At 43.4% G+C, this 16,982-nt stretch carries 12 protein-coding genes; 2 read left to right on the top strand and 10 right to left on the bottom strand.

Features of this window, described 5'->3' with window-relative positions; genetic code table 11:
* Positions 1-2,118: a tetratricopeptide repeat protein gene (locus ACRD7P_RS00545; protein WP_430905512.1), complete on the bottom strand. Its 2,118-nt coding sequence runs from the start codon at positions 2,116-2,118 to the stop codon at positions 1-3.
* A gap of 403 nt (positions 2,119-2,521) precedes the next feature.
* Positions 2,522-3,874: a hypothetical protein gene (locus ACRD7P_RS00540; protein WP_430905511.1), complete on the bottom strand. Its 1,353-nt coding sequence runs from the start codon at positions 3,872-3,874 to the stop codon at positions 2,522-2,524.
* A 657-nt stretch (positions 3,875-4,531) separates the two neighbouring features.
* On the opposite strand from ACRD7P_RS00540, the gene ACRD7P_RS00535 reads away from it, so the two are divergent.
* Positions 4,532-5,686 carry a sugar transferase gene (locus ACRD7P_RS00535; RefSeq protein ID WP_430905510.1) on the top strand — a complete coding sequence of 385 codons (1,155 nt, stop codon included), beginning with the start codon at positions 4,532-4,534 and terminating at the stop codon, positions 5,684-5,686.
* Positions 5,687-5,722: 36 nt separating this feature from the next.
* Positions 5,723-8,062, top strand: a complete 2,340-nt coding sequence (locus tag ACRD7P_RS00530; RefSeq protein ID WP_430905509.1) for a GumC family protein — start codon at positions 5,723-5,725, stop codon at positions 8,060-8,062.
* Here the strand turns inward: ACRD7P_RS00530 and ACRD7P_RS00525 are convergent.
* The 8 genes from ACRD7P_RS00525 to ACRD7P_RS00490 are packed head-to-tail and all read right to left on the bottom strand — an operon-like array spanning position 8,045 to position 16,980.
* Positions 8,045-8,989 (bottom strand): hypothetical protein, encoded by a 945-nt coding sequence (locus ACRD7P_RS00525; RefSeq protein ID WP_430905508.1) that lies wholly within the window; start codon positions 8,987-8,989, stop codon positions 8,045-8,047. The two genes, ACRD7P_RS00530 and ACRD7P_RS00525, sit on opposite strands and share 18 nt — an antisense overlap.
* A complete protein-coding gene (locus ACRD7P_RS00520; protein ID WP_430905507.1) occupies positions 8,990-10,426 on the bottom strand; it encodes an MBOAT family O-acyltransferase in 1,437 nt (478 codons plus the stop codon).
* Positions 10,427-10,429: 3 nt separating this feature from the next.
* Positions 10,430-11,185, bottom strand: a complete 756-nt coding sequence (locus tag ACRD7P_RS00515) for a hypothetical protein (protein ID WP_430905506.1) — start codon at positions 11,183-11,185, stop codon at positions 10,430-10,432.
* The gene (locus ACRD7P_RS00510; RefSeq protein ID WP_430905505.1) at positions 11,186-12,253 is read right to left on the bottom strand and encodes a DUF354 domain-containing protein; all 1,068 of its coding nucleotides are present in this window, start codon (positions 12,251-12,253) and stop codon (positions 11,186-11,188) included. It lies immediately after the preceding gene.
* On the bottom strand, positions 12,250-13,257 hold the full coding sequence (locus ACRD7P_RS00505) for a lipid II:glycine glycyltransferase FemX (RefSeq protein ID WP_430905504.1): 1,008 nt from the start codon (positions 13,255-13,257) through the stop codon (positions 12,250-12,252). The genes ACRD7P_RS00510 and ACRD7P_RS00505 overlap by 4 nt, the downstream gene beginning before the upstream one ends.
* A complete protein-coding gene (locus ACRD7P_RS00500) occupies positions 13,254-14,174 on the bottom strand; it encodes a glycosyltransferase family 4 protein (protein WP_430905503.1) in 921 nt (306 codons plus the stop codon). Before ACRD7P_RS00500 ends, ACRD7P_RS00505 begins: the two co-directional genes overlap by 4 nt.
* Before the next feature lie 11 nt (positions 14,175-14,185).
* On the bottom strand, positions 14,186-15,250 hold the full coding sequence (locus tag ACRD7P_RS00495; RefSeq protein ID WP_430905502.1) for an ATP-grasp domain-containing protein: 1,065 nt from the start codon (positions 15,248-15,250) through the stop codon (positions 14,186-14,188).
* Positions 15,247-16,980 (bottom strand): asparagine synthase-related protein, encoded by a 1,734-nt coding sequence (locus ACRD7P_RS00490; protein WP_430905501.1) that lies wholly within the window; start codon positions 16,978-16,980, stop codon positions 15,247-15,249. Before ACRD7P_RS00490 ends, ACRD7P_RS00495 begins: the two co-directional genes overlap by 4 nt.
* Between the last annotated feature and the right edge of the window lie 2 nt (positions 16,981-16,982).

Genomic DNA, 16,982 nt, shown 5'->3' with positions numbered 1-16,982 from the left:
TCATTTCATTTTAAACGTTATGTTGGCTTGTGTACCATTTTTGGTGCCCTTTATGGTGGACACCCCTCTTAATTGATTTGCCATTAGGGAAACCAACTCTAGGCCCAAACCCGTTTTAAAGGGGCTTTCGCTTACAAAACCGGTTCCGTTATCGCTTACCGTCAAGCTATAGGAATCGAGTTCCGTACGGCACATCGAAAGCGTTATTTTTCCGTTTTCACGCCCTTTAAAGGCATGTTTTAACGCATTGTATACCAATTCGTTTACAATAAGGCCGATCGATATTGTTTTGTTTATGCCAAGAAAAATACCCTCTGCATTTATTTGGTAATCGATTTTATGGGTACCATTTTTAAAACTGAGCGCTATGCCCCGTGTTAGATTTTCCAAATAGGATTGGAGCGGTATTTTATCCAATCGTTTTGAGGCATAAAGGGTGTCTTGGACCAAAACCATCGATTTGATCATTAACTGTCCGTTTTCAACAAAGGTCTTAATATCCAAATCTGCCTTTGTGCGCTCCTGAATGTTCAAAAAGCTAGAGATCAATTGCATGTTGTTTTTTACCCGGTGATGGACTTCCCGAAGTAAAAGTTCTTTTTCCGTAAGTGCTTTTTGAAGTACTGCACCTTGTTGTTCGAGTGTTTTGTTGTTTTTGTGGATGGTAGCATTTTTAGCCGCTAGGACCTTTATGACCCTTTTTTTGTTCATAAAGCGGGTATACCACACAAGGGTAGCCAGTAAAGAGCAGACTAAAAGGCCCGCTGCAAGGGCGATCTGCATTCGTTTTCGGGCAATGTCCTTATCCTTCAAGGCCATGGCCAGGGCCAGGTTGGAATTGTTCCGCTCAATTTCTGCTACCTCATACTTTATTTGAAGCTGCTGTAGCCTTTTAAGGTTTCTAAGCTTGTTAACACTGTCCTTAAGGTGCAATAACGTATTGGTATGCCCGTACGCCGCATCAAATTCATCTTTGCCGGCATGGTAGGCAGCCAATTTTTCCAAAATGGTGATACGGTACTCCACCAGCGATTTTGGGTAAGCGGCCTTCAAGGCCTTTGCGTACATTGCTTTTACTTTTGAAGAATGCTTTAGGCCTTCATAGCAGGCGCCAAGCCCCATTAGGGCTTTCACGCGTTCTTCCTGATTGGTTTTGGGCAGCGACCGCAACGCAAAATCAAATTGGCCAATGGCATCGGTGTAGCGCTCAAGACCCTTGAAGGCATTTCCATAGCCAATGGCATTATAGGCCAACCCAGTAGTATTGTCGATATCACGGTAGATGATTTCACTTTTTTTAATGACTTCTAATGCCTTTTGGTATTCCTTTTGTTTGATATGGCATGTGCCGATATTGTTCAAGCTAAGGGCTGCCTGCTTTTTGAAATGGTTTTTCTCGTTTATGGCAAGCGCCCTTTTGAATTCTGCAATCGCTTTGTCGTATTGACCGTTGGCATTCATATATAAGAGTGCCAGATTACTATGGACTTTGCTGATGCCGAGTGGATTGTGCTGTTCGGTGAACAATTTTTTGGCGATGAGAAAATGCGTGATGGCCGTATCATATTGCTCACTATCAAAATAGGCCATACCTATTGAATTGTTGGCAAAGGCCATATGCGTTCGATTGTCCAGGGCTTCGCTTATAGCGAGGAAGGTTTTAAAATAGGCAATGGCCTTTTCGGGCAGGTCCTTCCTAAAGTAAATATTGCCCATATTCAATTGAAGGAGACCGAGTAAGCTACTGTCCCTTAACTTTTCATTGAGCGATAAGCTTTTTTTGTAAAAATAAAGTGCAGAGTCCAGTTGCACGGAATGGGTAAAGGACAAGCCTTTGTTATGATAATTGTAGGCGAGCCCTTTGGTATAGTTTAACCGTTGGCTCAAGGCGATTCCCTTGTCCGCAACAAAACCGGCCGAATCGGGGCGTGTTTTTTGATATTCGGACCATAAATAGGCGTATAACAGGGCCTTGGTAGTATCGTTGGGCGCAGAGCGTATAACCGATTTTAGACTGTCCATTTTGCGATGCTGCGCTATCGTTCGCACCATGCCACAGCTCCAAATCAGGGCTAAAAGTAGTATCGCGTAGCTGTTGTTCGAACGATATTGGTGCATAACACTAAAATATACTTTTTACCGTAGACGATATGTCTGCAAACAAAGGGAAGGTAGAGCGACGCAGGAAATGCGATTAAAACACTAAAGGGAGCTTGCATGAGAATGTTGCGGATAATTTTGCGCTGCGAAATTGGGATATTGATGCAGTAGTAATGATTATACCTTTTTTAAGGGACCTTGATGTCGAGCGGTAACGTCCGCCACCTCATGATGGGCCATCGTTTTATAATGATGATAGGGTCATATTTTTCGGATACCATATTTGCCGATACGTATGATAGGCAACGGTGTTATCAGGCAAGTTCCAAATTGTGTTATTGCTTTCTTATGTCCGTCCTGTCCTGGGTTTTGACCCAAGAAAAGAACGGGCCCTTTTGGTAGGGCCCGTATTTTATCGTTTTTAAAAGGGGAGCAAGACATCAAAACGCTCCCACCGTTTCGCCCTATTGCGATTGCAACGTATGGCCCGTTGTCCGTTTTCCGAGCTCACATACTTTTGGTTAAAACCCTGTAAGGTGAATTTTCCATCGGGTAGTACGGTGAGCATAAATTTTTCATTGGTTCCAATGGTAGCGCTGGTGGCCCGCATCAATTGTGTAGTACCGTCCACGGTTACAAAAAGGCCATTGTTGGCTTTTAGGGCAACACTACCATCGTCCTGATAGCGCAATTCGAAAACTTCAAGAGCAGGGTCGGCATTTCCGGTACTGACCATAGCCGCCAAACCGTTTTCAGAACTGAGGTTCGTACCGATATTGGCTTTGAACAGCACGGGGACATTCCTGTCCGATTGACAGTATTGCACATTGTCCGCAATTGCCCGATAGGTGCCCAGTCCGTCTACGAGTTTTCCCTCTATGGTAACCCCGTTCACTGCTATGGATACCTCACCATTGTCCGCAGCGAAGGTTTCAAAAACCCTTTCCCCGTTCAATTCTAACAGCAATAAATCTCCGGAACTCTGCAGTACGGTAACGATATTGATGACTTCACCACCGATCAAACAGGGCGATAGATCAAAATTTCCCTTGAACGGAAGCAAATTAGCGACATCTAAAGATGTGGAACAATACCGCGTAATATCTTTGAACGCTACCAGAAACTCGGGAACACCATCGACCAATTTACCGGTAAAGGAATAGCCCTCGTATTCCAAGCTAACGATTCCCCCCTCTTTGTTGGTGAAGAATTCAAAAGGTACTTGATCTCCATTGAGCCGAATGAGCGCAAGTTCCCCTCCTTCAAAAGTATTGACCGTAAAGGAAATGGGTTCGTCAAAACCGGTACATGGCGCTAGTGTATATGCCCCATCAAACGTCAATAGGGCTTGTATCGTTGGCGGATTGGAACAATAGTTATATTCATCAAAAAATACGTCAAAAACGGGAACGTCATTTTCCAACCTTCCCGTAATAGAAAAAGAGGGAGCGGTCAATTGAATTTGATTGCCGCTTACATCGGTTTCAAAATTTAAGCGATACGATTGATCTTGAAAACGGATAAGTTGCAGTTTGTTCTTTTTGTTCCTTATCGAAAAACGAAGTTGTTCGAATTCATCTTGCCTACCGGCCAAACATACGGCAACCGTATGGTTTCCCGCAAAACTGTCGTTGAATTCTTTTTCGTCCAATACTACTCCGGTAGTTCTTAATTTTACTTCTTGTTCGTCAGGGTATCCTACTTCTTCATGGGAACAGGAGAACACCACCATAAGAATGGCTGCGCATTGCAAAAAGGCCTTACATCTTTTCATTGTTGTTTTTTTAGGTTAAAACTGATTGTTGGGGAGTTGCGCCAAAGCGCGTTAACGTTGTTTGTTTCAACAATTCCATTGAAACAGCTGCAAGGAAATTAAAATTTGCTGAACCTTGTTTCCGAAAATACTGTTAATAGTGTTCTTTTTATGATTTTTTGCCGTGGGCGTTCCCCTACATGTGTTTTGTTGGGACCTGGCGTAATACCGTTATGCTATAGACTTCCAATCATAACCTTGCCGTAAACTGTTCACGAGCGACCAAACCGTAAAATCCAGGAATATCCTGGGTTTTAGCATGGAAAAATGCGGGGTGATCCTTATACTTTTTTTTGGCAATCTTTTAAGTAGGGAAAGGTGGTTGGTACGGAATAAAAGGTAGTACCTACCACTACTTCGCTTAAGAACTCAAACATCGTCATATTGGGATGTTTTTTTCCATTATTGATTAACACGAGCAGAACAGCTACAACCCTTTTCTTACCGTTTAACGACCATTTTCATCGACCTAAACCACAAATTAAGGGCGTTCAGCTACAAAAGTGGGGTTTTCACAACATAAAATTATTGTAAGTAATTACTTACTATATATTTATAATAATCTTACTTGGATATAGCGGAGTCTATATTTCAAACTTAACCTCAAATAGTACCAAAATGCTTGAACTACTTTCTGCATCGCCAGAGTTTACCCTGACCAGGGCAGATGCTCCCATTCGAGTCAAAAAGAAAACAAGAACAAAACAAAAGGATAAACGTGCCGTGGCTACTTTTCACAAGGAGCAGGCCGATTACCATTTGAGTTATGAAATAGGAGAATTTATCTCTAAATATACCATGAATTTTGACCATGATGAAATTCGCTTTTTCAATACCCGGAGCAGCGATAAGGTTATTTTGAATACCCCATCAAAAACACGGGCCATTGTAAACTTGGAGCGGATAAACAACTATAGAAAAATCAATCGTTTTTTTGAGGACGTCAATTGTTTGCTACAAAACAACGACCTCTTCATATCCAGTGTGGAAACCCACACGGTGCGGAAAAACCGTATTCTAAAAAAGGTTCCTTCCTTATTACGAGGGGTATACTATACTTTGGATTTCGTATGCCATAGAATATGCCCCAAGTTGAACCACGTTAAAAAATTATATTTTAAGTTGACCAGAGGTTACAATCGCGTATTGACCAAGGCAGAGGCCTTTGGAAGGTTGTATGCTTGCGGTTTTGAGATGGTCGACGATATGGTGATCGATGGTCGCCTGTTTTTTGTGGCAAGAAAACGTGCCGACCCTTCCTATGACAGCAAACCTACCTATGGTCCCCTGATTTCCTTAAAAAGAGTGGGCAAAAATGGGAAGATCATCAATGTCTTTAAAGTACGCACCATGCACCCCTATGCGGAGTACCTGCAGCAATACCTTTATAATAGGAACAGTTTAAAGACCGGCGGCAAGATAAAAAGCGATTTTAGAATTTCCAGATTTGGCAGGTTGTTCCGAAAATACTGGATAGACGAACTGCCCATGCTGATCAATTTTATAAAGGGCGAAATGAAATTTATTGGTGTAAGGCCCCTTAGTGAACACTACTTCAGCCTATATCCTAAGGAGTTACAACAAAAACGGACCCAGGTAAAACCCGGACTTTTCCCCCCTTTCTATGTAGACATGCCCGAAACGTTGGACGAAATCATAAAATCCGAAGAGAAATACCTGGACCTGTACATGAAAAACCCCATTATGACGGACATGGTGTATTTTTTTAAAATTATCGTCAATATCGTTTTTAAGGGAAACAGAAGTGCATAGCAACCCTGTGGGGGTGCATAAATAAAAGTCAGTTCAATGGAGCATGAAGATATCGATAATCAGGAACACTCGATTATCAAAGACTTACTGGAGAAGTATGTATACCATTGGAAACTGTTTCTCGCGTTTTTTCTGCTGAGCTTTCTGCTCGCTTTTTTCTATTTGCGGTATACCCAAAAAACCTATAACGTAAGCGCCAGTATTCTGATCCGTGTGGAAAAGGACGGTATTTTTTCCGAGCTCTCCGCACTGGAAGATCTATCCATTTTCAAAAATGCCAACCAAGAGGTCGAAAATGAAATCGAAATTTTAAGATCGAGACCGCTTATAGAAAACGTGGTAAAAGAATTGAAGCTGAACGTCTCCTATTTTACCAAAACGAAATACACCAAACGTTTCGTTGAAATTACGGAAGGACTACCCTTGGAGATAGCGTTTTTTGGTCCATCGCAGTATCAAAAAAATGAAAACTTTATTGTAAAGTTAAACTCCGCACAGGAATACGAGCTTTACGATAACGACGGTAGCTTTTTAAGCAAACACCAGGTTCGGGATACTTTGGAAACCCGCTACGGCAACTTTAAGGTAACCGTTAAGGATGCCCAGGCCAAGGCCTATCTGAATACGCCGATCTATGTTCGATTGACATCATTGCCCGCTGCGGTGGAGCGGTATAAATCCCAGCTGAACATCGGGATCAACGACCCCAAATCTACGGTAGTGATTTTATCCGTAAAAACAAAGGCACGAGAGCGGGCCAAACTGTTTTTGAACGCCCTGATTTCCGAATACAACCAAAACATTGTCGACGATAAAAATGAAATCATACAAAACACATCCGACTTTATAAAGGAACGACTGGATATCATTAACCAAGAATTGGTCGGCTTGGAAGGCAACCTACAGTCCTTTAAAATCGACAACAACCTAACCGATATCGAGACGGAGGCGGCGTTGATGCTGAAGAGCGAATCGGAGAACGAACGGACCATGATCGACAACTCCGTACAACAGGAGTTGGTGAAACTGGTATTGGATTTTTTGGATAGTAAAAAGGGCGATCTGCTACCCGCAACTTTGGGCTTCGACGATAATGTGGTGGCCAACCTTATCGTAAAATACAATGACATTGTGGTAGAGCGCAACCGTATTGCAAAAAGTTCCAGTGAAAAAAACCCAATCATTATAGCGCTTGACGAAAAACTGAAAGTGCAGGAGCAGAGTTTAAAACAAAGCTTGCACAACCTTCAAATAACCCTTCGATCCCAATATGCGGGACTACAACGTATTGATGGCGGTTTTGATCTGAAAAAAGGGGAAATTCCCGGGAAGGAACGAAAACTTAGGGATATCGAGAGGCAACAACAAATAAAGGAAACGCTGTTTCTTTACCTTTTACAAAAAAGCGAGGAAGCTTCCATATCGTTGGCGGCAACGGCCACCAACGCCAAAATTGTGGAGCGGCCCTTTACATCGTCTACCCCGGTAAACCCCAAAAAAAATAAGACCTATATTTCCGCTTTTCTTGCCGGCATTCTCATTCCAGTGCTGTTATTGTTGATAAAGGATACGTTGGATACCAAGGTACATGATCTTAAAAACCTGAGAAGGGTATTGCCCCTTCCGTTGCTTGGTGATATTCCCAGCTCAAAACAGCTCGGTAAAGTACAGGATTTGGGCGAAGATCGCTCCGATGTGGCCGAATCGTTCCGATTGTTGGATATTAACCTGAATTTCCTCCTCACCAATATTGAAAACGAGAGTAAAACTATTTTGATCACATCCACCAGAAAAGGGGAAGGTAAATCCTTTGTAGCGAGTAATTTGGCCATTACCCTTGCCAGATCGGAAAAAAAAGTGGCCCTATTGGAAATGGACCTACGATCGCCAATGATACGATCGCATTTAGGGATCAGGGCGAAAACGGGACTCACCAACTACATAAAGGATACCGACTTGCAACTATCGGACATTACGACCCGAATGAAAGGCCTCAATAACCTCGATGTGATTACTTCGGGTACCACGCCACCAAACCCGGCGGAGCTTTTAAAAAGCAATCGGGTGAAAAACCTTTTTATAAAGTTAAAGGAGCAATACGACTACATCATTATCGATACGCCTCCCGTGAGTTTGGTTGCCGATACGCTATTGTTGAGCCAATATGCAGATTTATGTGCCTATGTAATCCGGTTCAATTACTCGGACAAACGCATGCTGGATATTCCAAAAACCCTGCATCAAGAGAAACGTTTTAGCAGTATGGCCCTTTTGGTCAATGACGTGGACTATAAAAAAACCTATGGTTATGGCTACGGTTATGGTTACGGCTATGGCACCAAGCAAAAGAAAAAGTCCCTATTCAGCTGGAACTAACCGGACGTTTACACCGGTTGTTTTGGTTTCCCCGGACAGCATTTGGACCAATTTTTTAGTATGGATGTCTCTTCCCGATTTGGTCAAGTGATACACATTATCAAAAAATAGGCTATCGGGATAGACGAGATCCCCAGGTTTGCCCAACATTTTGATATGCATCCGGTCTTTGAACTTCTCGTGAAGTAAAATAAGCTCTTTTTGGTTTAACGTATACTCCGATCGGGCGTATGGGCTATAGGTAAACAGCACTGTAATGCCTTTTTCTTGAGCAAATCGATAGAAATCGTTTAGGACCTTTATTTCATTTTCCTTGTTTGAATCTATGATGTATCTGCTGCCTAAAACGGATGGAGCCTTCATAGTAAGGTGCTTTACCCCATCACCAAAACGGTTGAAATCATTACGGGTATAGGCAGGCCCACCTTTGGTGATCCAATCGCTAATCAACTTTTTGTACAACATATGGCGATACTCGAAAAATCGTTTGAAAACGGAGTTCGATTTTGGTGTGTAGTATGCCAATGCCTGGGGATTGTAGTACGATGCAAGCCGATGGAGATCTTCATCCCCCTTGGTATCCATAAAATATTCCATGGAGAGCAAGACCACATCATTTTTATCGGCAACATCCCTTAACTCGTTCAGTATAAAATCGAGTCCCAAATGTGCGCGCAGGCCTAAATTGACCACGGGAACATTCAGCTTTTTTCCCAGCGTTTCACTGTCCACGCCAAAAATCAAGTTCGAGCCACCTGCAAGGATAAGTTTGGGCCGATCAATGGATGCAAGGCGTTTGTGCTTGTCACTCATCGCCGCCATAAATTCTGAAGACGTTGCTGCGTTACCGTCCAATAAGGGAAGCGATAATAACACTAGAAGCGTAACGGTAACGAACAAACCTAATTTGAATAGAAACTTTTTCATCTAAAATTGGAAATAAATAAATTGTTGTTCTTTTCCGGAATAATAGAGAATTATCCCGGTAAGCATGCAATACGCGACCCATCTACCATAAAACGGTATTTGATAGCGAATGTGTTCGATGGCATATTCCTGTTTTCTGCCCAGCCATTCAATTCCCATAAACACGGCCAAAAGCAATAGTACCTTTTTTGGAAAGACCTCGGGATAGGAAACAAGGGAACCCGAAAATATTACTGTTATGTACGATACCGCGTGACCAACGGTCTCGGCCCTAAAAAAGATCCAGGCCAAAACGGTGCCCCAAAAAGTGGCGAACATCCCCATCAATTCCCTAATCGATGGCAGGTGCCCATCGTTGGCAACGGTATCCATGTTTTTTCTATTGCTATTGGAAAGTAACAGTGGTAAAAAGTAAATGGCATTGAGCGCGCCCCAAACGATAAAGGTCCAGTTGGCCCCGTGCCAAAAACCGCTTACGATAAAAATGATAAAGGTATTGCGCACCTTCATCCAGGTGCCGCCCCTACTGCCTCCCAAGGGAATGTACAGGTAGTCCCTAAACCAGGTAGAAAGCGAAATATGCCAACGCCTCCAGAACTCGGCGATATCCCTGGAAAAATAGGGGAAGGCAAAATTGCGGTTCAAATGAAAACCGAACAAACGCGATGTTCCAATGGCAATATCGGAATAACCGGAAAAGTCCCCATAAATTTGAAAGGTGAAGAACAGGGCACCGAGTACCAGCGTACTTCCCGAATACATTTCCGAATTATTAAAAATGGTATTGGCGTATTCCGCACAGGTATCCGCGATCACTATTTTTTTAAAGAGTCCCCACAATATTTGGCGAAGTCCGTCCACTGCCTTGGAATACTCGAACGTTCTTTTTCTATAAAATTGGGGCAACAGATTGGTAGCCCGCTCTATGGGGCCGGCCACCAATTGTGGAAAAAAGCATACAAATGCCGCAAAGGCTACAAAATCCTCGGTAGGCGTTAATTTTTTACGATAAACATCAATGGAATAGCTTAGCGTTTGAAAGGTATAAAAGCTAATACCCACGGGCAGTATAATGTTCAAGGTGTTCGGTTGGATCGCATTGCCCAAAAAGGAGAAAGCGGTCACAAAATTTTCCAGAAAGAAGTTGTAGTATTTAAAAAAGCCCAAAAGGCCGAGATTGACCACTATACTGGTGCCTAACAGGAGCTTTCTATATTGTTCGTTGGTACATTTGACCATAGTATTTCCCACCCGGTAATCCACAATGGTGCTGAATAGGATCAGGGATAAAAAGGTCCAGTCCCACCAGCCATAGAAAAAGTAGCTGGCCAAAACGATGACGAAGTTCTGTAGCCGCAGATTTTTATTTGCCAAAAACCAGTAGACTACAAAAACGATAGGTAAAAAAACAGCAAAATCGAGGGAGTTGAAAATCATATGTCAGGCTTTTACAAAAAAATGTTTTTTGATGACGTTCTTTACGTTTTGAAAAACCAGTTCCTTGCCCCATAACATCATGTTATCGCTCCAGCGCTGCGGGTGAAACGTGAACATTACCCTTTCCGGAAAATGATCCGTTGTTATGGCCTCAATGATCTCCGAGGTGGTGTGGTATGTTCTTTTTTGGGAGGTTTGAACGCGATCCCGAACGCTTACGTTATGGCCGTCCCACTGTCTGCCCGTATCGGTAAGGTAGAAAACACGGTCGTAATCGATATCGAAATACGGTTCGGCCAGGATACCATATTCCCGATAATCATAGGTGTTCCAAAGGTCCTTCGAATCGTATTTGGACATGGGACTACCATGCATACAAATGGTGGATACCGGTGCCAGTTTTCTCAGTTCACCCAAGTTTTTTTCAAAATCCAAAATCCCTTTTTCAAGATTTCCACCTGTGGTGCTAAGGCATTCGTAGTGATAGCCAATTTCATGGCCCAAACCTGAAATTTCCAGGATCACCTGTTCGTCCCAACTTTCAGGTACCGCCCTAAAATAATAGGTTCCCTTAATTCCGTGATTGGCCTGAATTTTAGCAAACTCCAACGAATGATGGGGCAGTAGATCAACATCGTGTCGCAGTACAATGGTTCTATTTCCGGTCGACCGTACAAAAGTGTCGAAGGTTTCAAAGGTATAACGCGCCTTTAATAATGATCCGATGAGGGTTTTGTATGTGGCTAAAGTAAAATCCATCTATTTAAAGTTGTATTGGTAATCGGGGTTTTCCATCATAATGGTCTTGCTCTCCGGGTAATTTTCAACAAACCATACCATTAAGGCGGTAACGTCTATTTTATCGGCCAACAGCTTTTCGCGCCTGTCCTGAAATGTTTTTTTAAAATCTTTGGTGGCCTCTAGTTCCTGTATTTTTTCGAATACGCCCTCTTCGGACTGAAAGTTAAAAACGAGACCGTACTTTTCTTGGTCCTCGTTATAGGCCCTTCGAATGGAATTGATGTATATTGCCGGTATCCCCAGAACGCCCGATTCGGCCGCCATGGTGGCGCCTTCGCCAACAAAGAATTCCGCTCCGGCCAATACCTCGTGCATCTGCTCCGGTGCAATTTTTATTTGATAGGGGAGGTACGCATCCGGGAGTTTCCCCTCTGAAGTGATAAAAACGCGATACCTTCCGGAAAGGTAGTCGATGATCCTACTTTTTTCGCCGTCCGAAATGCCAACATGGCCCTTGTCGTGGGAAGCATTCCAGGAAACGAACCTTAGGATCACATACTTTTCATCGGACCGTAGTTTTAATATGGTGGCGGCATCTCCCGTTGGACGGAAATATTTTGGATGCAAATAGGCCAACTCATGGTACGATCGGTATCGGATCTGTTTGGTCCCTAGATCTTCGAACAACACATCTGGAGTGAGTACCGCACCGGTAAAGGGCAAATACAGTTTCATTTGCTCCCAATTGCCCGAATCCTCTAAGGAAATGTGTGGTTTTTGAAGTACTGCCGCCGCATGGGACGCATAGGGCGATCCATGGCTCATAAACACATCCGGTTTAAATCGAAGCCCTTGGATCACCGAGAGGAAATCGAACTTCAGCAAACCAAAAAGTTTGCCTATGGTGGTATTGAACTTGCTTCCAAAGGATTTAAACGGAAACCCCTCGGCATTCAACAGTTCGATTTCGAACTCCTTTTGCCTGCAGGTAAAAAGAAATTCGTGCCCTCTTTTCTGCATTTGTTTGGTGAAGTTTTTGAACAGATGAACATGTCCGGGATGTCCGATATCTATGAGTATTCTCATGTTGTTTTTTTAAGAAGTTGTACCGCTTTTTTTCCGATTTCAAACAGAACGGGCTTGGTAACGTAACAGTATCGTCCGTGTTCCACGAGGTCGCCCCCAAATTTTGATTTGAACTCCCGTACACCATAATGCGCGTCCGGCTTGCCCGCTCCCATAAAATCGAAACGTGGAATATTGTTCTGTAGGGCATAATCCATAGCGGCCCAGGTGGCCAAAATGCTTGGGTATACATTCTTGAATTGGCCATCCTTACCGCAAACGAACCATTCGTAAATGACTTTTCCCGGTAGGATAGGGGCAACGATACCGCCGATAATTTCGCCCTCATATTGTATCAACAAAAATTTGGCGGCATCCCGTAGCCATAGTTGTTCGAAAAGGTCAAGAGCGGGTAAGGGGGTCTTTACCTTGGTGGTATAGAGATGTACTAAAATTGCGTAAAAGACGGCAATTTGGTCGATGTTTTTGGCCGCTACAATGGTCGCCCCGGTAGCGATACTTTTTTTTACCTGTCGCAGTTTGCTCTTGCTCATCCGCTTTTTCATTGAGGTTTCGTCCGAACAGTCCAAATGGAAGTTCAAATGGGGATGATAGGTATAGCCGGCCTTTACGAACGCTCGGTGATAAGGGCTATAATCGTTCAGGTTTCTGAATTCGATATAAATGACCTTTTGCTTTAATTCTTGGATGAGGTGTCGGAGTAATTCCGTGTGCTCGTCATAATCTGTTTGGTCCAAAAAAAGAGGACCGCCATAAATAATTGCCCTACTGGTAAAGTTCGATTTGATACCGCTTTCCTTTTGTATGGTCCCCGAAAGAACGGCGACGACCATATTATTTTGTCGAACGGCATAGGTAAAGGTCTCCAGCCCCGAAGCTTTAAAAAAAGCGATCGCTTCCGGGGATTGAAAAAAGTTGCCCGTAGGGGAGTTCAATAGGTTTTCCCATTCCGTTTCGGAAATGGAATGGCTGTCCGTTTCAATTTGTAGGGTAGGCTGTGTCATGCTATACTGGTGTAAATGGAGGCTAATTTTTCCGCGATAAGCGCGGAACTCAGGTGTGTTATTGTTGTTCTTCCGCTAGTTTTGGTATCGAGCCGTAGGGCGTATTCGAGCTTTTTTGAAACATCGGAAACGGTGGCATCGGCAATAAAGCAACCTTTGGTGTTGCCGATTACTTGCCTTACATCGCCCACGTCAACGGTTACGATTTTGCAGTTACAGGCCATTGCTTCCTTGATCACGTTTGGCGATCCTTCCCACCGACTGGTGAGCAACACCACTTCCGCCGCGTTAAAGTAGGCGGGCATAAGCGCGTTGGGAACATCGTTCAAAGTATGAAGGGCAACAGGAACATTGATATCCATGGCTTGAAAACCGTCCTTGGCGAGTTGAAAGTTTTTTTCGCTGCGCGTGGGGTTGGCGGCAAAAAGCACATGTTTTTGATCCGGATCCCAGCCAGTAACCTTTAGGGCCTTTTCTCGGGGGATAGGTCTGAACGTATTGAAATCCACGCCGTTGGGGAGTACTTTTGCATCTTTGAGTTGAGCCGAAAGCCGCATGTCCTCCGATTTTACGATGACTTTTTTCCAAAACAGTCTTTTGAAAAATTTGATCATGTACTTTAATATTGGTGAGGCCTTTACATCACTTCCCATTAGGGATACCACCAAAGGTCTGGCGCCCGCCAAGGCCGCGGTAATGGCGCTTAGGGAGTAGTGTGCATGTACCACATCATAGGAGCCGCTCCTTAGAAAGTTTCTCAGGATGAAAATGTGTTTTAAATAACCTTTTATGCCTTTTCCCTTTATAGTGAAAAAAGAGATGTCATGGCCCAGCCCTTGTAAGGAGACCCCTTGGTTACGGACGATGGAGGAAATGCCCTCGCTTGTATTTCCACTGCTTACAAAAAGAATGTTCATCGGATTTCGGTTTAAGAGATGCGTTTTAAATTGGGCTCCAGTACGGGAAGCGCTTCGTTATGGATATGGGCCGCTATACTGTCGGCATAGGCCTTTTCGATGTCCAATTTTTGTGGTATAAATTCCCATTGCCCGGATGCTTTGGAGAAGTAACCATCGGAATAGGGAATGCCAGCGGTACCGAAATAAAGTGATTGAAATTCGATGAGATAGAAGGCCTTGCCATCAAAGGCGATATCGATTGAGATATGGGGAACGTTCATTTTTTTAAAGATATCCAAGGCATAATCGAAAAGACCCTCCGGTGCTTCGGCTTCCAGTCCATAGAAATAGTTATCATACCCGCCTCCGCTGGCCTTTATGCCGCGCCCTTTGAGAATCGGCCGTTTGAATATGTATAGTTTCTCTCCGAAAAAGTATACCTTCCAGTCGTTTACCAGGTTGGGAATAAGCTCTTGAAGTATGAATTTTTGCCGGTACAACGACTCTCTTTTGTACCCCTTGTGCCGAAACGATCTGAGGTAATCGCGTAGGTCGCTCTTTAGGTTCCTTTTCCCGATTTCCTTTACTTTTTTTATGAGCGCGTGTTTGTTTTCGATAAGGGCGACACCCGTACCTGAGGCTCCTCCGGACGCTTTAAAGACGATCGGAAAACGAATTTCGTCCAGTTTCATTCTTAGATCTTTCAATGACCCGAAAACTGTGGAATGCACGTTATCGGTGATGCCCAAATAGTCCCGCGTGAGCTCCATGAACACCTTATTGTTGTTCATTTTTAGATGTCGGTAACTTGGTATTACGTTGGCTCCGGAAAGTTCCAGTGCATAAATGAGGTCTTCGATATAGGATTTGTATTGATAGCCATTATCTTCCGAGGAGGTATAAATAATATCCTTTCCCTTATAAAAGTTGTCCTTAAAATCGATCTCACGGAAATACCGGTATACGATATCGATGCCTAGGGCATTAAAATATTCGGACAATTTTTTTTTGTCCATCCCGCTTCTGTAAGGGGTGTCAAAATGTTTGGAACCAAATTTTGATTTATAGTCTACTAGTGCGAATACGGTTTTCATGCGCTTTGGAGTTTTAGGTTCGTTTTTTTTGTTCGGATGTTGTATACTATGGCCAAGCTCATGAGCAGCATGTCCCGCTCTTTTTCCGGGGTAAAATCCGAGAGGTCGGCCAATCGTTTTTTAAGTTCCATGGTATTGAATAAGGTGGTTTCGTTTAAGAGGTCCATGAGGGTCGCCTTGTTTTGTCGGATGCCCGAAACGATACCCAGGTTATCCAAATAGGTTTTTTTCACCTTTCGTTGAAGTCGTTTTTTAAAGAAGGGCAAAATGATGTTTATGCGATACAGCGGATTACTGACGTCTCGGGGGGTATAGCCCTTTCCTGTTTTTTGACGGTAAATGGTACGGTTCGTTTTTCCGATGATATCGGCGTAAATGAGCTGTCCCTTGATCCGTTTTAAAGGGTTGTTGGTAAAAAAGTCGTTATTGGCTCCGGCGTATTTGGATCCGAGCAATGCGGTAACGAAATCAAAATCCAGAAATGGCGTTCTGATATGCAGTTGCTGCCGCTGGGCCGCTACCCATTGTCCAAAAAACTTTCGGAATATTTCTTCAAAAACGACCGTATAAAACTTTTGATTTAAGGAGATATCCTGTGGGAGTCCAGCCTTAAAAGCAACGATTTCTTCCACAAGTTCGTCCAGTTCCGTTTCAAATTCTTGTCGGTGTAGGGCAACCAGGGTTATTGATTGTTTTAACTGTGTTCGCAGTACGCTATCGTTATCACATTTAAAAATATCGATCATGGCCTGTGAGGTTACGGCACCAGGGGAATGTAGCGCCCTAAAAAGTTCACTACCACAAATACCCGATAACAGGTATTTCGATTTTTTCGCAATGGCCTTTGCACTGTACGGGAAATGTGCATATATAAATCCGTTTCCAATACCGTTGGCGTTGGTAAAGTCATAGGCGTTTTTAAGGTAGCCGCTGTTGCAATACTCGGGTGCGCCCAAATCAAAATAGCGGTATGGGATTCCCAAGGCCATGGCATTTTTTTGTGGGATGCTGACGTCATCGTTTTCTGGCCTGCCAAAGGAAAAGGTAGCGAAGTTCTTTTGGTGGTAGTGCGCACAGCTCACTAGGGTCCTTCCATCAAAACCACTGGTAAAAGCAATATCAAAGTGGGTGTCCGGAAAATAGGATTTGGAGGTCTCTATGAACAGTTCGCTTAGTTGACTCGCGGTTTTTGGCTTTGCCGTTCCCTTAAAGAAGTCGGTAATCTCAAAATGTTTTAAAACGCTCAGCGTGCCATGTTGTAACTGTACAAAACTGTTGCTGGGTAACAATTGTATTTCCTGGTATTTGGTTCTATTGAAAAGGCCGTAATTGAAAAGCAGTTGCTCTAGAATAAACTTTTTATCCAGGCGCAAGGGATAGGGGGCCAGTTCTTCGATCCATGAAAAGGAGGAGCTGATCTGTTTTTTATCCCGTGACATGTAAATGGGAAGTATGCTAAAAAAACTAGTAAAGACGGTGATGGTAGAACCCGCTATGACGATAATGTGAAAATTGCCCTTCAGTTTGGGGATATCCTTATCTTTTGTTTGGAAGAGCGTTTCCTTTGGGGCAATCAGATCTCCAAAAACAAAATACTCTTTTCCGTTTTTTTGAAAATGGGAGTAGTCATCGTTTTTGATGAGCACGTTCCATTCTTTCGAAAGCACTATAGTATGCCCAACGGTGGACCGCTGTGGTGTTTGGCTATGTAGTAATATAAATTCGTTCATGG

The sequence above is a fragment of the Maribacter sp. 2-571 genome (assembly GCF_050589625.1).
Lineage (GTDB): Bacteria > Bacteroidota > Bacteroidia > Flavobacteriales > Flavobacteriaceae > Pelagihabitans.
Note: the sequence above shows the minus strand (reverse complement) of the source record. Positions and strands in the feature narration are given on the sequence as shown.